The 24,493-nt window shown below is 28.3% G+C and carries 30 protein-coding genes; 14 read left to right on the top strand and 16 right to left on the bottom strand.

The features are described from left to right. Nucleotides 1-2 precede the first annotated feature (2 nt). The gene (locus tag ACTT9L_RS05850; RefSeq protein ID WP_440928380.1) at nucleotides 3-641 is read left to right on the top strand and encodes an LON peptidase substrate-binding domain-containing protein; all 639 of its coding nucleotides are present in this window, start codon (nucleotides 3-5) and stop codon (nucleotides 639-641) included. Nucleotides 642-648: 7 nt separating this feature from the next. Here ACTT9L_RS05850 and ACTT9L_RS05845 read toward each other — a convergent pair whose 3' ends face one another. Next, entirely contained in the window at nucleotides 649-1,761 is a 1,113-nt protein-coding gene (locus tag ACTT9L_RS05845) for a ubiquinone biosynthesis protein UbiB (protein ID WP_440928379.1), read from the bottom strand. 23 nt (nucleotides 1,762-1,784) lie between these two features. Between ACTT9L_RS05845 and ACTT9L_RS05840 the strand changes: the two genes are divergently transcribed. Next, nucleotides 1,785-3,869 carry a DNA translocase FtsK gene (locus tag ACTT9L_RS05840; RefSeq protein WP_440928378.1) on the top strand — a complete coding sequence of 695 codons (2,085 nt, stop codon included), beginning with the start codon at nucleotides 1,785-1,787 and terminating at the stop codon, nucleotides 3,867-3,869. After that, nucleotides 3,869-4,417: a LolA family protein gene (locus tag ACTT9L_RS05835; RefSeq protein WP_440928377.1), complete on the top strand. Its 549-nt coding sequence runs from the start codon at nucleotides 3,869-3,871 to the stop codon at nucleotides 4,415-4,417. The genes ACTT9L_RS05840 and ACTT9L_RS05835 overlap by 1 nt, the downstream gene beginning before the upstream one ends. On the opposite strand, the gene ACTT9L_RS05830 is transcribed toward ACTT9L_RS05835, so the two are convergent. The 7 genes from ACTT9L_RS05830 to hisB are packed head-to-tail and all read right to left on the bottom strand — an operon-like array spanning nucleotide 4,414 to nucleotide 8,245. Then, entirely contained in the window at nucleotides 4,414-4,917 is a 504-nt protein-coding gene (locus ACTT9L_RS05830) for a GNAT family N-acetyltransferase (RefSeq protein ID WP_440928376.1), read from the bottom strand. The two genes, ACTT9L_RS05835 and ACTT9L_RS05830, sit on opposite strands and share 4 nt — an antisense overlap. After that, nucleotides 4,914-5,279 (bottom strand): histidine triad nucleotide-binding protein, encoded by a 366-nt coding sequence (locus ACTT9L_RS05825; protein WP_440928375.1) that lies wholly within the window; start codon nucleotides 5,277-5,279, stop codon nucleotides 4,914-4,916. Before ACTT9L_RS05825 ends, ACTT9L_RS05830 begins: the two co-directional genes overlap by 4 nt. Next, complete coding sequence (hisE, locus tag ACTT9L_RS05820; RefSeq protein ID WP_440928374.1) at nucleotides 5,276-5,548, bottom strand: phosphoribosyl-ATP diphosphatase; 273 nt, start codon at nucleotides 5,546-5,548, stop codon at nucleotides 5,276-5,278. The genes ACTT9L_RS05825 and hisE overlap by 4 nt, the downstream gene beginning before the upstream one ends. 1 nt (nucleotide 5,549) lies before the next feature. Beyond that, nucleotides 5,550-6,305, bottom strand: coding sequence for an imidazole glycerol phosphate synthase subunit HisF (gene hisF, locus ACTT9L_RS05815; RefSeq protein ID WP_440928373.1), 756 nt, complete (start codon nucleotides 6,303-6,305; stop codon nucleotides 5,550-5,552). Then, nucleotides 6,298-7,023 (bottom strand): 1-(5-phosphoribosyl)-5-[(5-phosphoribosylamino)methylideneamino]imidazole-4-carboxamide isomerase, encoded by a 726-nt coding sequence (hisA, locus tag ACTT9L_RS05810; RefSeq protein WP_440928372.1) that lies wholly within the window; start codon nucleotides 7,021-7,023, stop codon nucleotides 6,298-6,300. Before hisA ends, hisF begins: the two co-directional genes overlap by 8 nt. Further along, nucleotides 7,023-7,649 (bottom strand): imidazole glycerol phosphate synthase subunit HisH, encoded by a 627-nt coding sequence (gene hisH, locus ACTT9L_RS05805; protein WP_440928371.1) that lies wholly within the window; start codon nucleotides 7,647-7,649, stop codon nucleotides 7,023-7,025. The genes hisA and hisH overlap by 1 nt, the downstream gene beginning before the upstream one ends. Before the next feature lie 5 nt (nucleotides 7,650-7,654). Then, nucleotides 7,655-8,245: an imidazoleglycerol-phosphate dehydratase HisB gene (hisB, locus tag ACTT9L_RS05800; RefSeq protein ID WP_440928370.1), complete on the bottom strand. Its 591-nt coding sequence runs from the start codon at nucleotides 8,243-8,245 to the stop codon at nucleotides 7,655-7,657. 89 nt (nucleotides 8,246-8,334) lie between these two features. On the opposite strand from hisB, the gene hslV reads away from it, so the two are divergent. Then, nucleotides 8,335-8,850 carry an ATP-dependent protease subunit HslV gene (hslV, locus tag ACTT9L_RS05795; protein ID WP_440928369.1) on the top strand — a complete coding sequence of 172 codons (516 nt, stop codon included), beginning with the start codon at nucleotides 8,335-8,337 and terminating at the stop codon, nucleotides 8,848-8,850. Then, nucleotides 8,850-10,223, top strand: a complete 1,374-nt coding sequence (hslU, locus tag ACTT9L_RS05790; protein WP_440928368.1) for an ATP-dependent protease ATPase subunit HslU — start codon at nucleotides 8,850-8,852, stop codon at nucleotides 10,221-10,223. The genes hslV and hslU overlap by 1 nt, the downstream gene beginning before the upstream one ends. Nucleotides 10,224-10,227: 4 nt before the next feature. Here the strand turns inward: hslU and ACTT9L_RS05785 are convergent, their stop codons facing one another. Genes ACTT9L_RS05785 through ACTT9L_RS05775 form a run of 3 tightly spaced genes read right to left on the bottom strand, consistent with a single transcriptional unit; the run spans nucleotide 10,228 to nucleotide 12,112 of the window. Beyond that, nucleotides 10,228-11,082 carry a sulfotransferase domain-containing protein gene (locus ACTT9L_RS05785; protein WP_440928367.1) on the bottom strand — a complete coding sequence of 285 codons (855 nt, stop codon included), beginning with the start codon at nucleotides 11,080-11,082 and terminating at the stop codon, nucleotides 10,228-10,230. Between the two features lie 19 nt (nucleotides 11,083-11,101). Then, entirely contained in the window at nucleotides 11,102-11,515 is a 414-nt protein-coding gene (locus tag ACTT9L_RS05780) for a Smr/MutS family protein (RefSeq protein WP_440928366.1), read from the bottom strand. Then, on the bottom strand, nucleotides 11,516-12,112 hold the full coding sequence (locus ACTT9L_RS05775) for a Tim44/TimA family putative adaptor protein (RefSeq protein WP_440928365.1): 597 nt from the start codon (nucleotides 12,110-12,112) through the stop codon (nucleotides 11,516-11,518). Nucleotides 12,113-12,170: 58 nt separating this feature from the next. On the opposite strand from ACTT9L_RS05775, the gene ACTT9L_RS05770 reads away from it, so the two are divergent. Together ACTT9L_RS05770 and ACTT9L_RS05765 are read left to right on the top strand one after the other, a co-directional pair. Beyond that, nucleotides 12,171-12,596: an FxsA family protein gene (locus tag ACTT9L_RS05770; RefSeq protein WP_440928364.1), complete on the top strand. Its 426-nt coding sequence runs from the start codon at nucleotides 12,171-12,173 to the stop codon at nucleotides 12,594-12,596. Beyond that, nucleotides 12,580-13,002, top strand: a complete 423-nt coding sequence (locus tag ACTT9L_RS05765) for a protein-export chaperone SecB (protein ID WP_440928363.1) — start codon at nucleotides 12,580-12,582, stop codon at nucleotides 13,000-13,002. Before ACTT9L_RS05770 ends, ACTT9L_RS05765 begins: the two co-directional genes overlap by 17 nt. Here ACTT9L_RS05765 and dnaQ read toward each other — a convergent pair. Genes dnaQ through ACTT9L_RS05740 form a run of 5 tightly spaced genes read right to left on the bottom strand, consistent with a single transcriptional unit; the run spans nucleotide 12,995 to nucleotide 16,417 of the window. Beyond that, nucleotides 12,995-13,660: a DNA polymerase III subunit epsilon gene (gene dnaQ / locus ACTT9L_RS05760; RefSeq protein ID WP_440928362.1), complete on the bottom strand. Its 666-nt coding sequence runs from the start codon at nucleotides 13,658-13,660 to the stop codon at nucleotides 12,995-12,997. The genes ACTT9L_RS05765 and dnaQ overlap by 8 nt on opposite strands. Continuing rightward, nucleotides 13,660-14,229 (bottom strand): dephospho-CoA kinase, encoded by a 570-nt coding sequence (coaE, locus tag ACTT9L_RS05755; RefSeq protein ID WP_440928361.1) that lies wholly within the window; start codon nucleotides 14,227-14,229, stop codon nucleotides 13,660-13,662. The genes dnaQ and coaE overlap by 1 nt, the downstream gene beginning before the upstream one ends. Beyond that, nucleotides 14,222-15,016: a shikimate dehydrogenase gene (aroE, locus tag ACTT9L_RS05750; RefSeq protein ID WP_440928360.1), complete on the bottom strand. Its 795-nt coding sequence runs from the start codon at nucleotides 15,014-15,016 to the stop codon at nucleotides 14,222-14,224. Before aroE ends, coaE begins: the two co-directional genes overlap by 8 nt. Next, the gene (locus tag ACTT9L_RS05745; protein WP_440928359.1) at nucleotides 15,016-15,600 is read right to left on the bottom strand and encodes a Maf family protein; all 585 of its coding nucleotides are present in this window, start codon (nucleotides 15,598-15,600) and stop codon (nucleotides 15,016-15,018) included. The genes aroE and ACTT9L_RS05745 overlap by 1 nt, the downstream gene beginning before the upstream one ends. Further along, nucleotides 15,590-16,417: a pyruvate, water dikinase regulatory protein gene (locus tag ACTT9L_RS05740; RefSeq protein WP_440928358.1), complete on the bottom strand. Its 828-nt coding sequence runs from the start codon at nucleotides 16,415-16,417 to the stop codon at nucleotides 15,590-15,592. The genes ACTT9L_RS05745 and ACTT9L_RS05740 overlap by 11 nt, the downstream gene beginning before the upstream one ends. A 266-nt stretch (nucleotides 16,418-16,683) precedes the next feature. Between ACTT9L_RS05740 and hemE the strand changes: the two genes are divergently transcribed. The 7 genes from hemE (at nucleotide 16,684) to ACTT9L_RS05705 (ending at nucleotide 24,480) form a co-directional block, all read left to right on the top strand. Beyond that, entirely contained in the window at nucleotides 16,684-17,688 is a 1,005-nt protein-coding gene (gene hemE, locus ACTT9L_RS05735) for a uroporphyrinogen decarboxylase (protein ID WP_440928357.1), read from the top strand. Further along, a complete protein-coding gene (gene hemH, locus ACTT9L_RS05730; protein WP_440928356.1) occupies nucleotides 17,685-18,680 on the top strand; it encodes a ferrochelatase in 996 nt (331 codons plus the stop codon). Before hemE ends, hemH begins: the two co-directional genes overlap by 4 nt. Nucleotides 18,681-18,683: 3 nt before the next feature. Next, complete coding sequence (hemJ, locus tag ACTT9L_RS05725) at nucleotides 18,684-19,118, top strand: protoporphyrinogen oxidase HemJ (protein WP_440928355.1); 435 nt, start codon at nucleotides 18,684-18,686, stop codon at nucleotides 19,116-19,118. A gap of 66 nt (nucleotides 19,119-19,184) precedes the next feature. Next, nucleotides 19,185-20,453 (top strand): transcription termination factor Rho, encoded by a 1,269-nt coding sequence (rho, locus tag ACTT9L_RS05720; RefSeq protein ID WP_440643944.1) that lies wholly within the window; start codon nucleotides 19,185-19,187, stop codon nucleotides 20,451-20,453. Between the two features lie 62 nt (nucleotides 20,454-20,515). Beyond that, nucleotides 20,516-21,847 carry a tRNA uridine-5-carboxymethylaminomethyl(34) synthesis GTPase MnmE gene (mnmE, locus tag ACTT9L_RS05715; RefSeq protein WP_440928354.1) on the top strand — a complete coding sequence of 444 codons (1,332 nt, stop codon included), beginning with the start codon at nucleotides 20,516-20,518 and terminating at the stop codon, nucleotides 21,845-21,847. 117 nt (nucleotides 21,848-21,964) lie between these two features. Further along, a complete protein-coding gene (gene mnmG / locus ACTT9L_RS05710) occupies nucleotides 21,965-23,836 on the top strand; it encodes a tRNA uridine-5-carboxymethylaminomethyl(34) synthesis enzyme MnmG (protein ID WP_440928353.1) in 1,872 nt (623 codons plus the stop codon). Beyond that, nucleotides 23,836-24,480, top strand: a complete 645-nt coding sequence (locus tag ACTT9L_RS05705) for a 16S rRNA (guanine(527)-N(7))-methyltransferase RsmG (protein ID WP_440928352.1) — start codon at nucleotides 23,836-23,838, stop codon at nucleotides 24,478-24,480. The genes mnmG and ACTT9L_RS05705 overlap by 1 nt, the downstream gene beginning before the upstream one ends. Nucleotides 24,481-24,493: the final 13 nt, after the last annotated feature.

The following is a 24,493-nucleotide window of genomic DNA, read 5'->3' as shown; positions in this document are numbered from 1 at the left end:
TTATGAATAATTTTCCAAAAATAATTAATGTATTTCCGCTTAGCAATTTTATAATTTTTCCTAATACCACAGTGCCTTTAAATATTTTTGAGCCTCGATACCTTGATATGGTAAATGATAGCATGAAATCAGATAAATTAATTGGGATGATTCAACCAAAAAATTCTAGAGATGAGAATGATGTACCTAAATTACATCATGTTGGTTGTTTAGGTAAAATTACAAGTTTTAGAGAAACAGAGGATGGTCGTTATCTAATCGAATTAAAAGGAAAAATCAGATTTCAAATTATAAATGAAATAAATACAGACAAAAAATACAGAAGTGTAGAAGTAGATTATAACAATTATTTAGATGATTTAAGTGATGAAAAAGAAGAATTAAATTTTTCTGATCTTGAACTAATATTTAAAGATTTAAAGTCTTTATTTGAAAAAAGAGGATTTATTATAAATTGGAAAGCGTTAGAAAAACAAAGTTTAAATGAGACTATTAATGCCTTAGCTATGGCATCACCATTTTCACTCGAAGAAAAACAAATTTTACTTGAAGCTAAAAACTTAGATATCAGAAAAAATAAAATAGCAGAAATTCTTAAAACTTATATTTTTGATGATTACGAAAATACTACACTGCAATAAAGACTGATTAAAATAAAAGACCTTCATCAGCAATTTTCGTAAAAATTTTACTAATAGTAGGTTTCTTGTTAAAATATTGAATTGTCTTACTTAAAAATTTGTTTTTATTTTTTCTTTCTAAATTAAAAAATTCATGAATTAAATCAATTCCTGAAGAAAATATAAAATTTTTATGCTTTTGATTATTTTCAAATTCTGAATTTAAAGTTGAGTCCAAAGGTAAACCAAGATCAATTTTGTTTTGAATTATATCATTTAAGATCTTTATATCCCTAATTGTCATATTAAAACCCTGTCCAGCAAGAGGGTGAATTCTATGAAGTAAATCTCCAAATGCTAAAATATTTTTATGAAAATAAGATCGTAGACTTAATCCGCTAAGCTCAAAGGAATAAATTTTATCAATTTTTTTTAATTTATATTTAAGATTATAATTATGAATTAAATTATTTATTTCTGTATTACTTTTTAAATTATTATTAATTGAGTATACTACTGATGTTTCATATTCTGATATAGGCAAAAAAGCTAAAGGACCACTTTTAGTAAATATTTGTATGGCAACTTTATTTGAAATTTTATTATGTTTTATAATCGTAGTATAAGCAACACTATTATATTTCTTTTCTATTTTTTTATAAAAATATTTTTTTGTAATTTGGTGATTATAGTCAGCATTAAAGACTAAATCATAATCTTTAGAATAATTTATTTTTTTTTTGTAATTAGTTATTTTAAAATATTTATTATTAAATAGATCTTTTTCTAAAATTTTCTGAAGTTTATAATTTTTAACAATTGAGAATAAATGATCACTATTATTTCCAAAATTAATTAACTTTTGTTTTTCTAAATTGTCGCTGTAAATTTCTATTTTATTTAATTTATAAATAATTTTTTCAATATTAATTATTTTTTCGTTAAAAAATTCTACATTGCTTTTTGAAATACCTATTGTGCGAGTTTTATTTGCTTCATAGCCTCTTTTTGAATATAAAACATCAACATGAATTTTTTGATTAACTAAAGATTTTGCTAAAGCTAAGCTCGATAAACCACTGCCAAGGATACAAACTCTCATATTATTTTTAATTTTAACAACAAAAATTAGATGATACAAAGTGGTATAATTGATTCATAAATATGGATATTAAAAAAACAGCCAATTTATTCATTGATTTTGCAAGTAAGCGACTAGCTGAGATTTCTGGTGTAATTCTGTTTTTTTTAGGTTTAGCTTTATTTATTGCATTATTTACCTACTCACCTGAGGATCCAAACTTTATTTTTCCAGATAACACAGAAATTAATAATTTTTTTGGTTTTAATGGTAGTTTTGTTTCTGACTTATTTTTCCAATCAGTTGGATTAATTGCTTATCTAATTTCTTTGACTTTTATTATTACAGGTATCAATCTGTTGAAAAGTAAAGAATTTATTTTAATTATTGAAAACATTTTCTTTACTGTTCTTTATTGTATTTTTGGATCCATTTTTTTAACACATTTTTATTCTGATGCGTTTACACTTTATATAAATGGTAATGGTGGATTTATAGGCAATTTTCTTAACCAAACTTTTTTAAATCAAATCATACTTATAAACAGTCAAGCATCTTATTACATTTTAATTTTTTTAATTTCTTTTTTATTCCTAAAAAGTATTAATTTTAATTTATTTAAATTTTATAAATTAATATCAATACCTTTAAATTTATTTAAAAAACAAGAGAAAAAGAATTATACAGATAAAAGTGAAATAATAAGCGAGTATATTCCGCAAGATGAAATTAAAAACCTAATCCAGGAAGATTTACCATTTATAAAAGCTGAAAACAAAGCAGGTAGTAAAATTAAATTTAAATTCCCAGGCTTAGACTTATTAAAAATCCCCTCCAAAAAAGAAAGGGGGGGGTCTGAGAAAAATGAAAATAATGATTCTGAATTTTTAGAAAAAATCTTATTAGATTTTGGAGTTAATGGTAAAATTAAAAAAGTAAGTCATGGACCTGTTGTAACACTTAACGAATTTGAGCCTGCTGCTGGAGTAAAAGTTTCAAAAATTATTAATTTATCAGATGATATAGCAAGAAATACTAGTTCGGAGAGTGCAAGAATATCTACAATTCCTGGAAGCAATACTGTTGGCATTGAGCTACCAAATAATTATAGAGAAAATGTTTATTTAAGTGAAATTTTAAATAACAGTGATTTTAAAAAAAAAGATATAAAATTACCAATTGCACTAGGTAAAAGCATATCAGGCAATCCAATAGTTGGTGATTTATCATCAATGCCACATTTACTCATTGCTGGAACTACTGGATCTGGAAAATCAGTTTGTATAAATACAATTATTTTATCACTTCTTTACAGACACGCTCCTGATAAATGTAAATTTATTTTAATTGATCCTAAGATGTTAGAGCTATCTACTTATGAAGGAATTCCACATTTGCTGTGTCCGGTTATTACAGAAGCAAAAAAAGCTGCTTCAGTACTTGGTTGGGTAGTTAAAGAAATGGAGAGCAGATATAGATTAATGACGAAAGAAGGTGTCAGAAATATTGATGGTTACAATTCGAAACATAAACTTCCAATGCCTTATATTGTTGTTGTTGTTGATGAAATGTCTGACTTAATGTTGGTTGCTGGTAAAGAAATTGAAAATTATATTCAAAAACTTTCACAAATGGCAAGAGCAGCAGGTATCCATATTATAATGGCCACTCAGAGACCAAGTGTAGACGTTATTACAGGGACAATAAAAGCCAATTTTCCTACCAGAATATCCTTCCAAGTAACCTCTAAAATAGACAGTAGAACTATTCTTGGAGAACAAGGTGCTGAACAATTGTTAGGAAAGGGGGATATGTTGTACATGTCCTCAGCCAATCGTATAGTTAGAATTCATTCACCATTTGTATCTGATGGTGAAATTGAAAAAATAAATAATTTTTTAAGATCTCAAGCAGAGCCAGATTACATTGATGAAATTTTAAATTTTGCTGATGAGAAAGAAATTGGTGATAATCAAAATCAAGGTGATAAAGATGAACTTTATGAGCAGGCTTTAGATATAATTAGATCTGAAGGAAAAGCCTCTACTTCTTTTTTGCAAAGAAAACTACAGATCGGGTACAATAGAGCAGCAAGAATTATTGATATGATGGAAGCAGAAGGCATTGTTAGCAAAGCAAATCATGTTGGCAAAAGAGATGTGCTTTAATGCTACGGTATATTATAATATTTTTTTTGTTTATATCCACCTCTAGCTCAAATGCTGAGATCAAAAACAAAATAGTACAAAATTTAAAAGATACAGAGAATCTAGATTTTAGATTCGAGCAAAATATTAATGGAAAAATAGAAAATGGAAACTGTACTATTAAGTATCCAAAAAAAATTTTTTGTGAATACGCAAGAAGTAATAATAAAATTTTAGTTTCAAATGGAAAATCTTTAGTAATTAAGACTAGAACAAGTTATTATAGATATCCACTTGAAAAAACTGTTTTAAATTTAATTTTAGATAAAAATTTTCTTATAAATAAAATTTATGATCTTGAGGAAAGAGTAGTTGATAACAGTCTAATTAATTTTACGATTTTTGATGAAAATAACGAAATTAATATATTTTTTGATAATCAAACTTATGATTTAGTCGGTTGGCAAAATACAGATATTTATCAAAATTTTAATATAACTTTTCTCTCCTCAATAAGAAAAAATAGGATTTTACGAAAAAACATATTTGAAATTCCTACACAGAACTAAATGTTCAAAATTTCAGTTTTAAATATTTTCATACCTCTCGAAATATAATTATTTAAAGCATTTTTATGATCTAATGAACATGTATGAACCCAAACACGCTTAACTTTATTTTCAAAAGATTTTTTAATAGCCTCAGATAATAAATAAGAACCTAATTTTTTATTTTGATATTCTTCTAATATCCCAAAATAAGCAATTTCAGCCTCATTTTTTTCTGGGTGAAAAATTAACTCAAAAAAACCTACTAGATCATCTTTAAATTTAAACACATACGATCTAACGTTCTTATTAGACACATACTTAATCCATTTTTCCTCAGACCAAGTAAGTCTGTCTACCCATTTATGATTTTTACCAATATTTTTGTAGAAAAATTTATTTAATTGAAAATTTATTGGATCAATTAAACTTAAAGAATAATCCTCTGAGGGCATATTTCCTTCTTTAAGATCTTGAAGAGAGTTTAATTCTAGATAATTTCTTTTAACTTCTTCGGTCACTCAACCATTTTTCCTACTCGTTCACCTCCAAAAAGATGAAAGTGTAAATGGGGAACTTCTTGTCCACCATGATCACTGATATTTGCTAAAGTTCTATAACCCTTACCTACTTCTGTTGAAATACCAAGCTTTCTAGCAACTATATTAATGCCTTTTAATAATCCAACCATCTCCTCCGAAGAGGCATTCAGACTAAAATCATCTAAATCAATATATTTCCCTTTGGGAATAACTAAAGCATGAATTTTTTTTTGTGGATTAATATCATGAAACGATAAAACAAAATCATCTTCATAAATTTTATTACAAGGTATTTCTCCACGTAAAATTTTTGCAAAAATATTATTTTCATCGTAACTCATTTTTTTCTTTTTTCTAACTCTGACATTACATCTTCAATTTTTATTTCATTAGCTTCAAGATAAATTAGCAAATGGTAAAGTACATCTGCAGCTTCATGGATCTTATTAGAATTTTCCTCCACAGCCTCAATCAATTCATTAACTTCCTCTAAAACTTTTGCCTTACTTAATGATTTATCTGTAAGCAGCTTATTAGTGTACGAACCTTCAACTGGGGAAGATTTTCTATCTCTTGCAAGTTTTATTAAGTTTTCTAATGTATTAAACATATTAAATTCTAACAGGAATTCCTTTTGAGTCCAAATATTCCTTAGCTTCTTTTATGGAATGTTTACCGTAGTGAAATATTGATGCTGCTAGAACTGCGCTTGCATTTCCTAATTTAATTCCATCTACTAAATGATCTAGATTTCCAACTCCACCAGAAGCAATAACTGGGATATTTACCTTTGAAGAGATCTTTGACATTAAATCAATATCATAACCAACTTGCGTACCATCTCTATCCATAGATGTAACTAAGAGCTCACCTGCTCCACTATCTTCAATTTTTTTTGCAAATTCTATAGCATCAATTCCAGCATTGTTTCTTCCACCATGAGTAAATATTTCCCATTTGTCCCCATTTTTTTTAGCATCTATTGCCACCACAATACATTGCGAGCCAAATTTTATACAACTTTCTACTACTACTCCTGGATTTTGAACTGCAGCAGTATTGATTGATACTTTGTCTGCACCACAGTTCAGTAGTCTATTGATGTCCTCAACACTTCTAATACCACCTCCAACTGTCAGAGGAACAAAACATTTCTTCGACGTTTTCTCTACAACATCGTAAATTGTATCTCTATTTTCATTTGATGCAGTTATATCTAAAAAACAAATTTCATCTGCTCCACCGTCTGAATAAATTTTAGCTTGTTCGACAGGATCACCTGCATCCTGTAGATCAACAAAGTTAATTCCTTTTACAACACGTCCATTTTTAACGTCTAAACATGGTATAATTCTGTTTTTAAGCATCTAGTTCTTTCACTAGTTCGTCTAATTTAATATCACCATCATAGATAGCTTTTCCAACTATGATACCTTCAATGTTATTATTATTTAATTCTTTGGCCTTTTTAATGTCATCAATTGAAGAAACTCCACCAGATATAATTACCGGGCAATTAGAAATATCTGCAACCTTTGCTGTCTCATCGAAATTGGGACTTTGCTTCATCCCATCTCTATTGATATCAGTGTAAATTAATCTGCTTGCACCATAATCATTTACTTCTTTTAAGTAATCTAGTGTTAGTCGATTAGAATTTTCTTTCCAACCAGACACAGATAAATATCCATCTTTTACATCTAAACCTAAAGCAATTTTATTTGGAAATTTTTCACAAGCTTGCTTTAAAAAATTTTTATCTTTTATGGCAGCGCTTCCTAAAATAACTTTTTCAACACCAGCATCAGTATATTTCTGAATACTTTCAAAGTTTCTAATACCACCACCAATTTCAATTTTGAGATCAAATTTAGTTATTATTTGTTTAATAATTTCCAAATTAACTGTTTCTCCTGTTAACGCGCCATCTAAATCAACTACGTGTAAGTTTTTAAAACCATGTTCCTTATATTTACCAGCTTGTTCAACTGGCGATATTTCATATTCAGTTTTGTTGTCAAAGTCTCCTTTAACTAACCTCACACACTTTTTATCTTTGATATCTATCGCAGGAAATATTTTCATTAAATACTCATAAAATTATCAATTATTTTAAGTCCAGTTTTATCACTTTTCTCTGGGTGGAACTGTGTTCCAAAAATATTTTCCTTTTCAACTGAACAAACAATATTTGATGAATACTCGGTTGTTGCTGAAATTAAATTTTTATTTTCTGGTATAAATTCATAACTATGAACAAAATACATGTGAGAATTATTTTCTATACCTTTAAAAATTTTACTATCCTTAACAATATTAATTTGGTTCCATCCAATATGAGGAAGTTTGTATTTTCCATTCTGATTATCTATTTTTGACACCTTGCCGGATATCCATCCAAGGCCCTTGGTTTCAGTTTCTTCAAAACCAACGTCTGCAAACATTTGTAATCCAACACAAATTCCAAGAAGAGGTTTTTTATTATTTATTGCAAAGTCATTTAATGTATCAACCAAACCATTAATATTAGTAAGTGCATCAACACAACTTTTGAACGAACCCTGTCCTGGCAAAACTACTTTATCTGATGATTTTATCTTGTTTAAATCTGATGTTACCTCAATATTTACCTTATCTTTAGCAACCTCTTTAAAAGAGTTTATCACTGAGCTTATATTACCCGAATTATAATCAACAATTGTGACGTTCATTAAACTTATAATGAGCCTTTAGTGGATGGAATACTTTTTTTGTTTCTTGGATCCATCTCTAAAGCATCTCTTAATGATCTTGCTAAACCTTTATAACAAGACTCAATTATGTGGTGGCTATTGTCACCATAAATATTTTCTACGTGCATTGTAATACCTGCAGATTGAGAGAAAGCTTGAAACCATTCTTTAAATAATTCAGTATCCATTTCACCAAGTTTCTCAACCTTCAATTTTACTTTCCAAATCAAATAAGGTCTGTTTGAAACATCAATAGCTACTCTTGTTAATGTTTCGTCCATTGGAATAACTCTATGAGCATATCTTTTTATTCCTACAAATTTTTTAGCAGCTTTCTTTAAAGCTTCGCCAATTGCAATACCTGTATCTTCAGTTGTGTGGTGAAGATCTATATGAGTATCCCCTTTTGCTTTAACTTTTAAATCTATTAAAGAATGCTTTGATAACTGCTCAAGCATATGATCTAAAAAACCAATACCAGTGTCAATTTGGTATTTACCTTTGCCATCAATATTTACTTCAACATTAATGCTGGTTTCTTTTGTCTTTCGAGATACTTTTCCTTTTCTTGCCATATATTTTTAATGGTATACATACATAATCTCACTATATCAATATCAGTCTGAACACTTGAAGTATCAAAAATAGTTACCATTTATTAGATATGACAACAATTGTACTAGTTAGAAAAAAAAATGAAGTGGTAGTTGCTGGTGATGGACAAGTAAGCATGGGAAATACTGTTGTAAAAAGTACTGCTTCAAAAGTGCGAAAAATTGAAAAGAGAGATGTGGTCGCTGGATTTGCAGGATCAACTGCAGATGCATTAACCTTATTTGAAAGATTAGAAGGAAAATTAGAGAAACATGCGGGCAACTTATCAAGAGCCGCTGTTGAGTTAGCAAAAGATTGGCGAACAGACAAATATTTAAGAAGATTAGAAGCACTTATGGCAGTTGGAGATAAAAACAATAGCTATATTATTTCTGGAACTGGCGACGTACTAGAGCCTGAAGGAGATGTTATTGGAATAGGCTCTGGAGGAAATTATGCATTAGCTGCTGGAAAAGTTTTAATGGAGGGCGATATGTCAGCTGAAGAAGTTGCAAAAAAAGCAATTAAAGTTGCTGCTGATATATGTGTTTTCACAAATGATAATGTAAAAATTGAAAAAATATAATGGACAATTCTAACGTAACTCCTTTGCATCCAAAAGAAAAAACCCAGAAAGAAAAAGCTTCTTTAGTAAGTTCTCTTTCTCCAAGGGAAATAGTTTCAGAATTAGATCGTTTTGTTGTCGGGCAAAATAAAGCAAAAAAAGCTGTAGCTGTTGCATTAAGAAATAGATGGAGAAGACAAGCTCTAAAAGGTGAAATGAAAAATGAAGTTTTACCAAAAAATATTTTAATGATCGGACCAACTGGAGTTGGAAAAACTGAAATCTCAAGAAGACTTTCAAAATTGGCTGAAGCTCCTTTTGTAAAAGTTGAAGCAACAAGATTTACAGAAGTTGGATATGTTGGAAGAGATGTGGAGCAAATTGTTAGAGATTTAATTGAAATTGCTATCTCAATGGAAAAAGTAAAAAAAAGAAAAGAAGTTTTTGCACAAGCTCAAAAAGCTGCTGAGGAAAAAGTATTAGATGCTTTGGTTGGTAAAAAAGCAAGTTTAGCCACAAGAGAAAGTTTTAGAAAAAGACTTAGAAATGGTGATTTGGATGACAATGAAATTGAAATAGCTGTGAGTGATACTGGTTCAGGTGGTGCTTCTTTTGAAATTCCCGGGATGCCTGGAGCCAATGTTGGAATGATCAATATTGGTGATATGCTTGGTAAATCTATGGGTAACAAAGAAAAAAAGAAAAAAATGACTGTTAAAGAGTCTCATGAAATTTTAATTAATGATGAATCTGATAAATTAATTGAACAAGATAAAATTATAAAAGCTGCAAAAGCTTCAACAGAGAATAATGGAATAGTCTTTTTAGATGAAATAGATAAAATTTCTGCAAGAACAGATAGGGTTGGTGGAGATGTTTCAAGAGAAGGTGTTCAAAGAGATTTGTTGCCTTTGATCGAAGGAACAACAGTTAATACAAAACACGGTCCTATAAAAACTGATCATATATTATTTATTGCATCTGGAGCTTTTCAACTTGCAAAACCATCTGATTTACTTCCAGAATTACAAGGAAGGCTGCCAATAAGAGTTGAGTTAGAAGCACTAACTAGTGATGATTTTAAAAGGATTTTAAGAGAACCTGATTTTAGTTTAATTAAACAATATGTGGCTCTTTTAAAAACGGAAAACGTTGATCTTGAATTTTCAGATGATGGGATTGATGCTATCGCTAATATTGCCTCAGAAGTCAATGCAACAGTTGAAAATATTGGTGCAAGAAGACTTCACACAATAATTGAAAAGATATTAGATGAAATAAGTTTCACTGCAACTGATCGAGCTGGTGAAAAAATTATTATTAATAAAGAATATATAAATAAAAATTTGGATACATTGGTAAAAGATACAGATTTATCTAAATTTATTCTTTAAATTTCTAAATATATCCTAATTCTTTCATTTCTTTTTGAAAAGCGGTCTCAATCTTTTTTTTAATCTCTTTATTAAGTATTTTGTTCCAATCGTTTTTTTCTCCCAAATTAAAAAAGGGAATTTTTTTTCCAGTTATTTTGTCTATTTTACTCTCAAAAAATCCTTCTTCCTGCTCGAGTTTTTTCATTCTTGAAAAATCTGTAGTCAAAATTACATTTTTTAATTTTTTATCATCAATTTTAAAATCAGCTTTTTTTAATTTATGAATAAATTTTAGAACTTTAATAAAAGTTTTTTCTTTTTCAGAAATTAAATCTTCATACTTAATTAGCAAATACCTATCCTGGAATTTAAACGATTTCCAACTGTTAAAATTACCACCCCAATTACCTGTAAATACTTTTGTCCTTTCTGAACCTTTTGTTTTTCCTAGATCTCCTCCCATTTGAGTTAAATTGATTAAATCATCAGCAGCCTCATCAACTCCAATATTTGTGTGATTAGCATAAGAGGTAACTACATTTCTTGGATCTCTTGCTATATAAATTGATCCTAAAGAATTATTAAGATCAGTAAATGCATGGTTGTCTATGTTAAACAGATAACTATGAGTTTTTAAAAACTGAACTGAATTTTTATTATTAAAGCTTTCTTGAACTTTAATATAATTTTTAACAACTTCTTTTTCATTTTTAATATCGATACCAAGTCTTTCAAATAAAGTAATATTTGGAAATTGCTTAATATTTTTTATTAAATCAAAGTTATAAACACCATCTGTAGAAAAAAAATAAGCTGCTAACATAGATCTCAATAGAGTATTTCCACTCTTGGGATATGAAGCTAGCCAAATAAACATTTTTCCTAAAAAAGCTGATTTATTTTATTTTTTTTAAATATACATAAAAAGAACCGCTTCCACCATCTTTTGCTTCTGCTTCTTTAATTTCAATAATTTTTTTCATTAATGTTTCGTTATTTTTAATAAATTCAGGAACAGAATATTTTAAAATACTTAAATCTTTTGAGACAAACGGATCTGCCTCATTTTTTGAATGCAAACCTTTTCCAGTTACAATTATAAGTTTTCTAACACCATCTTTAAAACTTTTATTAATAAAAGTTTCAACAAATTCATTGGCTTCTTCAAGTGAGAAACCATGTAAATCAATGGATTTTGTTTCTAGAGTATTAATTTTTTTTTTTTCAAGATCCTTATTTGGAATCTTGTCTTCACTTTTTATAAAAGTGTTCCAATCTCTTATATCTTTATCTGAGATTTTATAATTCAATTAAGTTAAAATATTTATTAATTTCCAATTTGGATTTCCAGAAGTTGTATCTCTTGAAAACACCCATGTATCATATATTTTTTTGATTTTTTCTGGGTCACCTGAAATTATTTTCTTCTCTTTATCTTTTATACAAGTAATTATTTCTGCTATAAAATCTACTGTTACATTTAATATATTTCCAATTTTTTTATGCTCTTTTATTTTTGCTGAATTCACACCTATAAATGTGATTTCTGCATAATGCCCCCTATCAATCCTGTCTTTAAGAGCTTTATTAAATTGACTCAAAATTTCATCATTTAATAGCGGCTTACTTGAAATGATTTTGTTATCATTATCACTAAAGTCAGTTATTATTGTTTCATAAGCAATTTTTGCTCCTTTTAAAAATTCTTTTTGTGCGTTTGTATCAAAAATATCATTATTTTTTTTTGTCTGTAACTTTTCTACTTTTTTTAAAACTTCTTGAAACTGTCCAGGTGCTTTACCTTCAAACCCACTTCTTTTACCCAGTATACCCCTGAGTCTTAAAAAGATAAATCCCGCTATCATAGCAAGCAATATAATATCGATGTATTCGAAACTGTAATTCATAATGTGATAGTAATTACTATATTGATTAATTTCAACTAGCAATTTAGATTAAGGACAAATGAACTCAATATTATTTGCCATTATTTTAGTTCCTGTAATTGAAATTTATCTTCTAATTAAGATTGGATCCCACATTGGTGCTTTATCTACAATTTTATTAATTTGTACAACAGCAGTCGTGGGAGTTTACTATGCAAAATACGAAGGTTTAAACACACTTAAATCAGGCTTTATTCAGTTAAGCAAAAATACGCCCCCTACTTATGAAATGATTTCAGGCGCAGCAATAGCCTTTGCGGCTTTACTATTGATTATTCCAGGCTTTATAACTGATGTAGTTGGTTTTTTACTTATATTTCCAATAAGTCGTGCTTTTATTTTTAATTTATTTTCTAAAAAATTTAAAAAAGACAAAAAAGAAAAAAATAATTTTATTGAGGGTGAATTTGAAGATATAGAAGATGACAATGACAGAAAAATATAAAGTTTTAGGCCAATATATTAAAGATTTGTCAAGTGAAACACGTGATGTTGAGACATATCTATTTGTCAGAGATAACATTTCTAGGTACCAGCTTAGTATTGACATCACTTCTACACCATTAAAAAACCGAATGATAGAAATAAATACAAAGTTCAAATTTGAAGATAAAGAAACAAATAAAAAAAAATCACATTTTGAAATGACTTATTCGACAATTATTCAGCTTAATGAAGAAATCAAAAATAAAAAAGACTTGGAGAAAATTATTTTGTGTGATGTTCAAAACCAAATTTATCCTGATTTAGAAAAATCTTTTTTAAACCTTTTGCATAACTCTGGATATAAAAATGTAAAGTTTGATAAAAAAGTTGATTTTGAAAATTTATATAATCAAAAATTTAATTAAAATAATTGTTTTTTAAATTTTTCTTAACATAATCTTTATGACTTTTTAACTCTTCTGGTGTGGGCTTAACTATTTTTTTAAAATAGTCTGAATTAGCTGATTTAATTTTTAAGTCTTCTTGTTCAATATTTTTAAAATTTAATGTTGGTTCTTTTTGATCTATTAAATTGATATAGACTTTAGCAAGCAAGTCACAATCCACTAACGCAGTATGTGTAACTCTTCTAGAATTGTCTATTCTATATCTTTTACAAAGGGCATCTAAACTATTTTGAGATCCTGGAAATTTATTTCTTGCAATAAACAATGTATCTTTAATTTCATTTTTTATCATTTCTTTTCCAATCCTTTTAAGTTCATTGTTTAAATGGGACAGATCAAACTCAGCATTGTGGATTATAAGTCTTTTGCCATTGATAAATTCTAAAAACTCTTCACTAATATCAATAAACTTTTTCTGTTTTGATAAAAAACTATCAGTATAACCGTGAACTTTTAAAGCTTGTTCAGAAACTTTTCGTTCTGGATTCAAGTAATAATGAAATTTTTTTTTGGTTGGAATTAAATTTTCAAGCTCGATACATCCTATTTCAACTATTCTATGACCATCTTCTAAGGATATCCCCGTAGTTTCTGTGTCTAAAACTATTTCTTTCATTATCTTATTTTTTGAAGAATATCTTTAATATTAATATTAATTGTTTTTTTGGTAAAATCATTTTTTATTATAAAATCAGATTTTTTCATTTTATATTTTGATGAATATTGAATTTTCATGAACAAATTAAATAATTTTTTATTAAAATTTTTCCTTTTTTTTAGTTTTTTTAGAATATCTGATTTTTTTGAGTCTACAAATATTAAAACATCTCCTTTTTTGTTGAGTTTATTTTCTAATAAAAGAGGAACATCTAATACTATAAATTTTTTGTTTTTATTTTTAAACAAAAAAAAATTCATTTTTTTTTTTATTTCAGCATGAACTATTTTAATTATCTTTTTTAAATTATTTTTGTTTTGCAATATAGCTTCGGTAATTTCCTTTTTTTCAATAGGAAAAGATTTTATATTATTTGGTAATATTTTTTTTAACTTTAAAAAAATTTTTTTATTATTCTTATAAAGCTTTGAGACCTCATGATCTGCATCAAAAACAGGATAGCCTAAATTATTTGCAACATAACTTTTACCCGAACCAATATTTCCTAATATTGCAATTCTAATCATTTTTTAATAGTTCTAAGGTTTCAAAATTAACCAATGGTTCTACATCGTGCCACAATTTAAAAGCCTCTGATGCTTGATAAATAAACATTTTTTCACCATTTTCAGTGATGTTTCCAAGTTCTTTTCCTTCTTTTAAAAAATTTGTTTCAATCGGATTATAAATTACATCATAAAATAATTTTTTTTTTCCATATTTTGAGAAATCTAACTTTATTTTTTCATTATTTAAACCTAGACTTGTGGCATTTATAACTACATCAAAGTTTGTCAAATTTCCCCATTCTATGACATTCAAGTTTTCAAATAATATTTTTAAATTTTCTGCTTTTTGTTTGGTTCTATTACTAATAGTAATTTCTGAAACACCCATTTCTTCTAATGCAAAAACCAATGATGGAACCACACCGCCAGCACCTAAAATTAAAATTTTTTTTTGCGTCATATGAAAATTTAAAGCTTTAATTGCTTTATCAAAACCAAAAATATCAGTATTGTGTCCAACCAAATTGCCTTTTTCAAAAACAATTGTATTTACTGACTGGGTTTTTTCTGCTTGAGGACTTAATATATCTAGAAAGGGAATTACTTTTTTTTTAAACGGAACAGTAACGTTACAACCAGCAATTTTTTGGCTCTTTATATTTTGGATAATTTCTTTAATTCCGTCTTCCTCTAATTTTATCTTATCATAAATGGCATCAATATTATTTTGTTTTATCCAATGATTATGAAGCCTTGGTGACAACGAATGACTAATAGGATTTCCAATAACCAAATATTTTTTCATTATAGTGATCCCATGTATTCTTTTATTTTTTTAACAGGAAGCCCCATAATTGTATCTTCATCACCTGTAATACTTGCAAACAAATTTCTTCCCTCACCCTCTATTTGATAAACATTATAGGCATAAAGGGTTTCATCTGGTATTTTAGATAAATAATTTGTTAATTCCTTGTTAGAAAGATTTTTCATAGTTAACATAGCTTTATCAGTATAATTCCAAATCATTGATCCATTTTTTGATAGACAAACTGAACTAATTAAATAATGTGATTTGCCATTAAGTTTCTTTAGTATTGTCATTGCTTCTTCTCTAGTCTCTGGCTTTGATATTAGCTCACCGTTTAGATCTATTACACTATCAGCCCCCAAAACTATTTCATTTGTTTTTTTTAAACTGACCTTGTTTGCTTTCAATTCTGCTAAATTTTTTGATATAATCTCTGGGCTTGCCTTTTCTTTTAATAAACTAGTTTTAACAATATCTTCATCAACATTTGAGGGCACAACAAAACTTTCAATATTATTTTTATCTAAAATTTCTTTTCTAACTTTACTTTTTGAAGCAAGAATAATTTTATCTGGCATTATTTAAATATATTTCATGGATTTTAATTATAGAGGCAGCTGTTTCCTCTACAGATTTTCTCGTTACATCAATAAGAGGCCATTTATACTTTTGAAACGTTTTTTTAGCATCTAACACTTCTTTTTTAATATTTTCTAAATCTATATATTGAATATTTTCTGCTTCTCTTAAAGAATTCATTCTATTTTTTCTTAAATCAGCCAATCTTTCTGGCTCGGTGCTTAGTCCTACCACACAAGCCATTTTAGGATTCTTTTTAAGAGTTTCGGGTAATGAATTTTCATTTACCAAAGGGATGTTTGATGTTTTAAATCCTTTATTAGCCAAATATATAGATGTAGGCGTTTTACTTGTTCTGCTTACACCTAGAAGAATTATATCAGATTTATGCACTTCATTTATTAAGTTTCCATCATCATGATTCATTGTAAATTGAATAGCTTCTATTCTGTCATAATATTCTTCATTTAATATGTGTTGACCGCTTGGTTCGTGAGTTGCTTTTTGATTGAGAATTTTTGAAAAATTTAGAATCAAATTTCCAAGAACACCAAAACATGGAATCTTTTTTTTACCACTCACATTTGCTAAATATTTAGCCAAGTTGTTATCAACAATTGTATATAAAATTATTGCATTCGAATTTTTTTCTGCATCCTCTAAAATTTTTAAAATTTGATTTTCAGTTCTTGTAAAAGAATAAGAATGAACTTTATATTCTATATTTAAAAATTGAGCCTTAAGAGCTAAAAATATTCTGTCTAAAGTTTCACCAGTTGAATCTGAAATTAAGTATATTTGATATGTATTACTCATGAATAAATTGTTAACAAATTTGTATTATTTTATCTAAATTACATAATTTAAAATTTTTAAAATTAACCTTGTAAAAACAGCTATTTATTAACATTAATAATAAATAGGGTAAAACAATCCACAAAAATTAATATGATAAAAAAGCTTCATTTTAAACAATTTTGGTCACATAAATTGTTGGTAAACTGTGAATATAATGTTTGTAAAAAATAATCACCTTTATTCACAGGATATATTACAACTACAATTACAAATAATACTTATTTATGAAACCTTTAAACAAAATAATAATTAACAAAGATACTTCTTTCAATCCCATATGGATAATGAGACAAGCAGGTAGATATTTACCAGAGTTTAGAGAAATAAGGAAAGAAAATCCTAATTTTATTAATTTGTGTTTAAATGAGGATTTGTCTTCAGAAATAACATTACAACCTTTAAAAAGATTTGATCTAGATGCTGCAATAATATTTTCTGATATTTTAATGCTTCCTTATGGATTGGGTCAAAAAGTAGAATTCGAAAAAAATTTTGGACCAAAATTAGGAGAATTAAATTTAAAAGAAATTACTAAGATTGATGAAATTGACTTTGTTGAAAAAATACATCGTGTTTATAAAGCAATAAAAAAAGTTAGTTCTAATATTAGTTTAAAAAATAAAAATACTATTGGTTTTGTTGGCGCTCCTTGGACATTATTAGTCTATATGATCAACCAACAATCCCCCAAAAAAAATTTAAAAAAAAATTTTTTTCAAGACAAATTTTTAATAAATAGAATTTTATTAATTATTGAAAAATTTCTAAAGGTACACATAAAAAATCAAATTGATAATGGTGCAAATGTAATTCAAATTTTCGATAGCTGGGCTGGTTTATTGGAGGAAAAAGATTTACCAAACTATGTTTATGCCCCAACTTTAAATCTGGTAAATTATGTAAAATCATTAAATGTACCAGTAATATGTTTTCCTAGGGAAATAAAAAATTATAAAGAATTCTGCAACATTGTTAAACCTGATGCTGTCAATATCGATTATAATGTTGATCCTAAAAATATACTCAGAGATATAAAAATACCTATACAAGGTGGTTTAGATCCTAAAATTTTATTAACAGACAAGGAAACATTAAAAAAAGAGGTTTCTAAATACTTGGAAATTTTTCAAGACCATCCATATATATTTAATCTTGGTCATGGTATTATGCCCGAAACAAATCCAGAAATGGTTGAAAACTTAATTAAAATTGTAAAAGATTTTAAATGATAGAAAAAAATCACCCATCAATAAAACATGGTAACACTGGTGTACTTATAATTAATTTAGGCACACCTGATTCTACTAATTGGTTTGACATAAGAAAATATTTAAAAGAATTTCTTTCTGACAGAAGAGTTATCGAGGTTAATCCGTTAGTTTGGCAAATAATTTTAAATTTATTCATTTTAAATTTTAGACCTTCTAAAACTGCTAAAGCATATAAAGAAATCTGGATGAAAGATGAAAATATGTCACCACTTCTTTATTATACAAAAAGGCAAACTGAAAAAATTTCAAACTCACTGTCAAAAGAAAACGTTATTATAGATTTTGCCATGAGATATGGAAATCCCAGCATTAGGAGTAAAATTCATAAATTGCATAAAATGGGCTGTGAAAACCTAGTGATACTTCCTCTTTACCCACAATATGCATCAGCTACAACGGCAACAGTTTGTGATGAAGTGTATAGAACTTTAATGAAAATTAGGTGGCAACCTTCCTTAAAAATAATTCCTCATTATGAATCTGACCCACTTTACATTGATGCTCTCGTTAATTCGATTGATAAGAAAATAAAAGAAATTAATTGGAAACCAGACTTAATTTTAGCCTCATACCACGGGATACCAAAAAAATATTTTGATAAAGGCGATCCCTATCATTGTTATTGTCATAAAACGACTAGATTGATTTCAGAAAAATTTAGTTCAATTAAAATTAAAACTACATTTCAGTCTAGATTTGGTCCACAAGAATGGCTTAAACCATATACTGACAAAACTTTAGAAAATTTGCCTAAAGAAGGTGTTAAAAATGTCCTTACAATCTGTCCAGGGTTTGCTTCTGATTGTGTGGAGACTTTAGAGGAAATACAAATTCAAGCTAAAGAAAGTTTTTTAAATTCAGGTGGAGAAAATTTTGATATGGTCCCATGTTTAAATGATAATAGTGATCATATAACTTTACTAAATTCCTTAATAGAAAAAAATATCTGATACATGAATTTGTATTTATTATTTAAATCTTTACATTTAATTGCTGTTGTTTCTTGGATGGCTGGTCTTTTATATCTTCCTAGAATTTTTGTTTACCATGTTGAAAATAAAGAAAAAAAAGAAGCAACCGATATATTCGAGGTGATGGAAAAAAAATTATTTTTTTACATTATGCGACCTGCAATGATTATTACTTGGATTTTTGGGTTAGTATTAATTTATCTCAATGGAATAGACATTTTTTATCAATTATGGTTTCAAATAAAGATTGTTTTGGTGATATTGTTAACAGCATATAATGATTATTTAGGAAAATGTCTTGTTGCTCTAAAAAATTCTTCAAACACAAGATCTTCAAAATTCTTTAGGATTATTAATGAAATACCCACTGTAATCTTAATTATTGTTGTATTTTTATCTATTTTTAAGCCAATCTAGGGTTGAAATAACGACAGCAGTATATATATTAGATTTATCTGATAAGTCCTTATCAAAAAATTAATCATGAATATTCAAGAACTAAAACTAAAATCATCTGAACAGCTTATTACGCAAGCAGAAGAGCTTGGTATAGAAAATGCCAGCACATTAAGAAAACAAGAAATACTTTTTGCAATCCTTAAAAAAGTTGCTGAAAAAGAGGAAATTACTGGTGTAGGTGTTTTGCAGTTATTACAAGACGGCTTTGGGTTCCTGAGAGCAATGGAGTCAAATTATCTTCCAGGACCTGATGATATATATGTGAGTCCAAGTCAAATAAGAAAATTTGGATTGCGAACCGGAGATACTGTTGAAGGTCCAGTGAGAGCACCTAAAGAAGGAGAAAGATATTTTGCGTTATTACAAGTTAGTAAGATAAATTTTGAAGAACCAGAAAAAGCAAGACACAAAATTGCATTTGATAACTTAACCCCCTTGTACCCAGACAAGCAGTTGGTCATGGAAGTTGAAACCACAAAAGTTGAAAAAAAACAAGATTTAACCCCAAGACTTATTGATCTGGTTAGTCCAATCGGAAAGGGACAAAGATCTATAATCATTTCTCCACCTAAAGCCGGTAAGACAATGATTTTGCAAAGTATTGCAAACTCAATAGCAAAAAATTATCCAGAATGTTATCTTATGGTGTTGTTGATTGATGAGCGTCCAGAAGAGGTAACTGATATGCAAAGAACTGTAAAAGGTGAAGTAATTAGCTCCACTTTTGATGAACCAGCTCAAAGGCACGTAGCAGTAGCTGAAATGGTTATTGAAAAAGCAAAAAGACTTACCGAGCATAAAAAGGATGTTATTATTTTGTTAGATTCTATAACACGTTTAGGAAGAGCTTATAACGCAGTAATACCTAGTTCTGGTAAAGTTTTAACAGGGGGTGTTGATGCAAATGCACTCCAAAGACCTAAAAGATTTTTCGGTGCAGCAAGAAACATTGAGGAAGGTGGTTCATTAACAATTATCTCTACAGCTTTAATTGATACAGGAAGTAGAATGGATGAAGTTATTTTTGAAGAATTTAAAGGAACAGGTAATAGCGAAACAATACTAGATAGAAAAATCGCAGATAAAAGAATATACCCGGCGATTGATATAACAAAATCAGGCACAAGAAGGGAAGAATTATTATTTGACAAAAATGATTTACAAAAAATGAACGTGCTTAGAAGAATAATTGCTCCAATGGGAACAATGGATGCAATTGAGTTTATAAACTCAAAATTAAAAGATACAAAAAATAATGCTGAGTTTTTTAACTCAATGAATAAACCAGCTTAAAAGAATTTTTCATAACAATTTTAAGTTTTACAGAGACATAAATTTGAAGATATAATCTTTTAATGACAATTTATGCTTTATCGAGTGGTCCTGGTATATCAGGTGTAGCTGTTATAAGACTTTCAGGACAAGACACGTCAAAAGTAATTCAACTTTTAACTGGTAAAGAGCCACCAAAACCAAGAGTAGCAACATTAAGAAAAATCAACAAAATCAACACTTCTGAGCTGATTGATGAGGGACTAATCCTTTGGTTTCCTGGGCCTGAGAGCTACACAGGCGAAGATATGGCTGAAATTCAAGTTCATGGCAGCAAAGCTGTTGTGGATGCCCTGCACTCTTCTCTTTCAGATATAGAAAATTGTAGATTAGCAGAGCCAGGTGAATTTACAAAACTAGCATTTCAAAATGGAAAAATAAATTTACTTAAAGCAGAAAGTATTGCTGATTTGATCTCTTCAGAAACTGAAATTCAAAGACAACAAGCAATTAAAATTATGAATGGAAAATCAGCAGACCAATTTAATTTTTTAAGAGAAAAACTTTTGAAAATTTTATCACATGTTGAAGCTAAAATAGATTTTCCAGATGAGGATTTGCCAAATAATATTTTAAATGAAATTAAAAATAGTTCTAATGAAGTAATAAATAAAATTAAAAAAATATTAAATGATCAAAAAGTTGGAGAAAGAATTAGAGAAGGTTTTAAAATTGCTATCCTAGGACCAACTAATGCTGGCAAATCTAGCTTGATGAATCACTTATCTAATCGCGATGTTGCAATCGTTTCTGAAATTGCGGGTACGACTAGAGACGTGATTGAAACCCATTTAAATATAGACGGTTATCCAGTTATAATTTCTGATACAGCCGGAATAAGAGATTCTAAGGATGAGATAGAAAAAAAAGGAGTTAAATTATCTCTAAATAGAGCTGAAGAAGCAGATTTAAAGCTCGTTGTGGTTGACGCAAAAATCCCTGATTTTACTGATGTTTTGAAGGATTTGTTGCATGAAAATGCAATTTTAGTTTTAAATAAGTCTGATCTTTTAGAAAAAGATATTGATCCTGAAATTAAAAAAACAAATCATGTTTTAATTTCGATTAAAGAAAATAAAAATATTGAAGAATTAATATTAAAAATAAAACATAATTTGAAAAATAAATTTCTTACAAGTGATGATATTTTAATTACAAGAGAGAGACACAGGCAACATCTGCAACAGTGTTTGGATTATCTAAATAACTTTAATCAAAAAAAAGAAATCGAAGATTACGACAAAGCTGCAGAAGATTTAAGATTAGCTACTCGACATTTAGGTATGATTGTTGGAAAAGTCGATGTAGAGGAGATATTAGGTAGTATTTTCAACGATTTTTGCATCGGTAAATAATACTTAATTTTGCTGGTTTTTTTGCATTTTTTTAGCTAAAAACGTTGATAAATAAGGCTTATTTACAAAAAATTAAGCCTATCTTGTAAATTATATAATCACATATAGATTTGGATTATGAAAAATGATTTGTCATTTGATGTTGTTGTAATTGGAGGGGGTCATGCTGGATGTGAAGCTGCAGCAGCTTCTGCTCGTCTTGGAGTGAACACCGCCCTATTTACTCATAAAATAGAAACTATCGGTGAGATGTCTTGTAACCCGGCAATAGGAGGCTTGGGTAAAGGTCATTTGGTTAGAGAAATAGATGCCCTTGATGGAGTTATGGGAGATGTAGCAGACAAATCAGGTATACAATTTAGATTATTAAATAGAAGTAGAGGGCCTGCAGTCAGAGGACCAAGAACTCAATCTGATAGATCTCTTTATCGAAAATATATGCAAGAAAAATTGCTAAACTATTGTAATTTAAGCGTTTTTTCAGATCCCGTAATAAAGTTTATTTTTGGCAAAAATTCTATAAGTGGTTTTACAACCAAAGAAGGTAAGAAAGTTCTATCTAACAAGATAATACTCACTACAGGCACTTTTTTAAATGGTTTGATACATATAGGTGATGAAAGAACTCCTGCTGGAAGATACGATGAAAAACCTTCTACAGGTTTAAGTGAACAATTAGCAAAATATGATTTTAAAATTGGAAGATTAAAAACTGGAACTCCACCAAGGTTAGATGCAAGAACAATTAATTTTGAGAATTTAGAGGAACAATTTGCAGATGACGATCCTTATTTTTTTTCATTTTTAACAAATAAAAATTTGAACAAACAAGTGTCTTGCCGAATGACATATACAAATGAGAAGGTTCATAAAATTATAGAAAAGAATTTATCTAAGAGTGCTATGTACTCAGGTGGTATAAAAGGAGTGGGACCAAGATATTGTCCATCTATAGAAGATAAGATAGTAAAATTTGCAGATAAAGTTCGTCACCAGATATTTTTAGAACCAGAAGGTTTAAATGATCACACGATTTACCCAAATGGTATCTCCACATCACTCCCAGCTGATATTCAACAAGAAATATGCAATAATATCAATGGTTTAGAGAATGTTACAATATTAAGACCAGGGTATGCAATAGAATATGATTATATAGATCCACGTGAATTATTCTTAACCCTTGAAACCAAGAAGATAAGTAATCTTTATCTTGCTGGCCAAATTAACGGTACAACAGGATATGAGGAAGCCGCTGCTCAAGGCCTTATAGCAGGAGTAAATGCTGCCTTATCTATAAAAAAATTAGAACCATTTATATTAGATAGATCTGATGCCTACATTGGAGTAATGATAGATGATTTGGTGACAAAAGGAGTAGCTGAGCCATACCGAATGTTTACATCAAGAGCAGAATATAGACTAAGTTTAAGATCTGATAATGCTGATCAAAGATTAACCCCAAAGGGAATAGATATTGGTTTAATAGGTGACGGCAGAAAAGATATATATTTGCGTAAATTTGAACAGATCAGACAAATAAATCTAAAAATGAGCGAATCCAAGATTTCACCATCTAAAGCAGAGAAATTTGGAATTAAAATTGCAAAAGACGGAATATTGAGGTCGTCTAGTGAAGTTTTAACACAAAAAGGAATTAATATGAGCAAAATTAGGAAAATATGGTCTGATATACCTTTTTTTAGTGAAGAAATTGACGAGCAAGTCGAAATAAATGCCCATTATAGGGGTTATTTAAAGAAGCAAAAAGCCGATATTTTAGCATTTAAGAGGGATGAAAATCTAATTATCCCTGATAAAATCAATTATGATGGACTATCAGGCTTGTCTAATGAGGTAAAAGCTAAATTTAAACAAATTAAACCTAAAACTATGGGTCAAGCTCTAAGAATTGACGGAATAACTCCTGCAGCTGTATATATTTTGTTGTCACATGTCAAAAGAAAGTCTATTAAGCATATAGCTTAATGGATCATGAAATTTTAAATTCTTATTCTAGAATCAATCACTTAAATGTTTCACGTGAAACATTTTTGGACTTTGAAAACTATATATCTATGATTCTTGAAAAAAATAAAAAAATTAACATAATTAGCCAAAATACAGCATCAAAAAAAGCTATAATTGAGAGACATATTATAGATTCAGCACAAATAATTGAATTTGTTGACTTAAATTGCAATACAACCACAGATATAGGCTCAGGAGGGGGTATGCCTGGGATTATTGTAGCAATTATACTAAAAAATATGAAAAATAATATGAATGTGCATCTGTATGAAAAAAGCTACCATAAAAGCCATTTTTTAAAGGAAGTTTCAGAAAAATTAAATTTAAAAACAAAAGTTTTTCAAGAAAACATTTTTGAAATAAAAAATTTAGAAACAGGAACAATAATGTCAAGAGCATTCAAACCAATGCCAGTCGTTTTGGATTTAGTATATGAAAATTTTACAAAATATAAAAATTTAATTTTTTTTATGGGGAAGAGTGGAAAAAAAATTTTTGAAAATTCTAAAAAAAATTGGGAAATGGAGTATACGGAAAAAAAAAGTTTAACAAGCAAAGATTCATTTTTAATAAATATTAAAAAAATTAAAAAAAAAAAATAATAGGATTAAAAAA

It is taken from the genome of Candidatus Pelagibacter sp. (assembly GCF_052049675.1).
In the GTDB taxonomy this organism is placed as follows: Bacteria; Pseudomonadota; Alphaproteobacteria; order Pelagibacterales; family Pelagibacteraceae; genus Pelagibacter.
The sequence above is the reverse complement of the archived record's forward strand: the minus strand, read 5'-3'. Positions and strand labels throughout refer to the sequence as shown.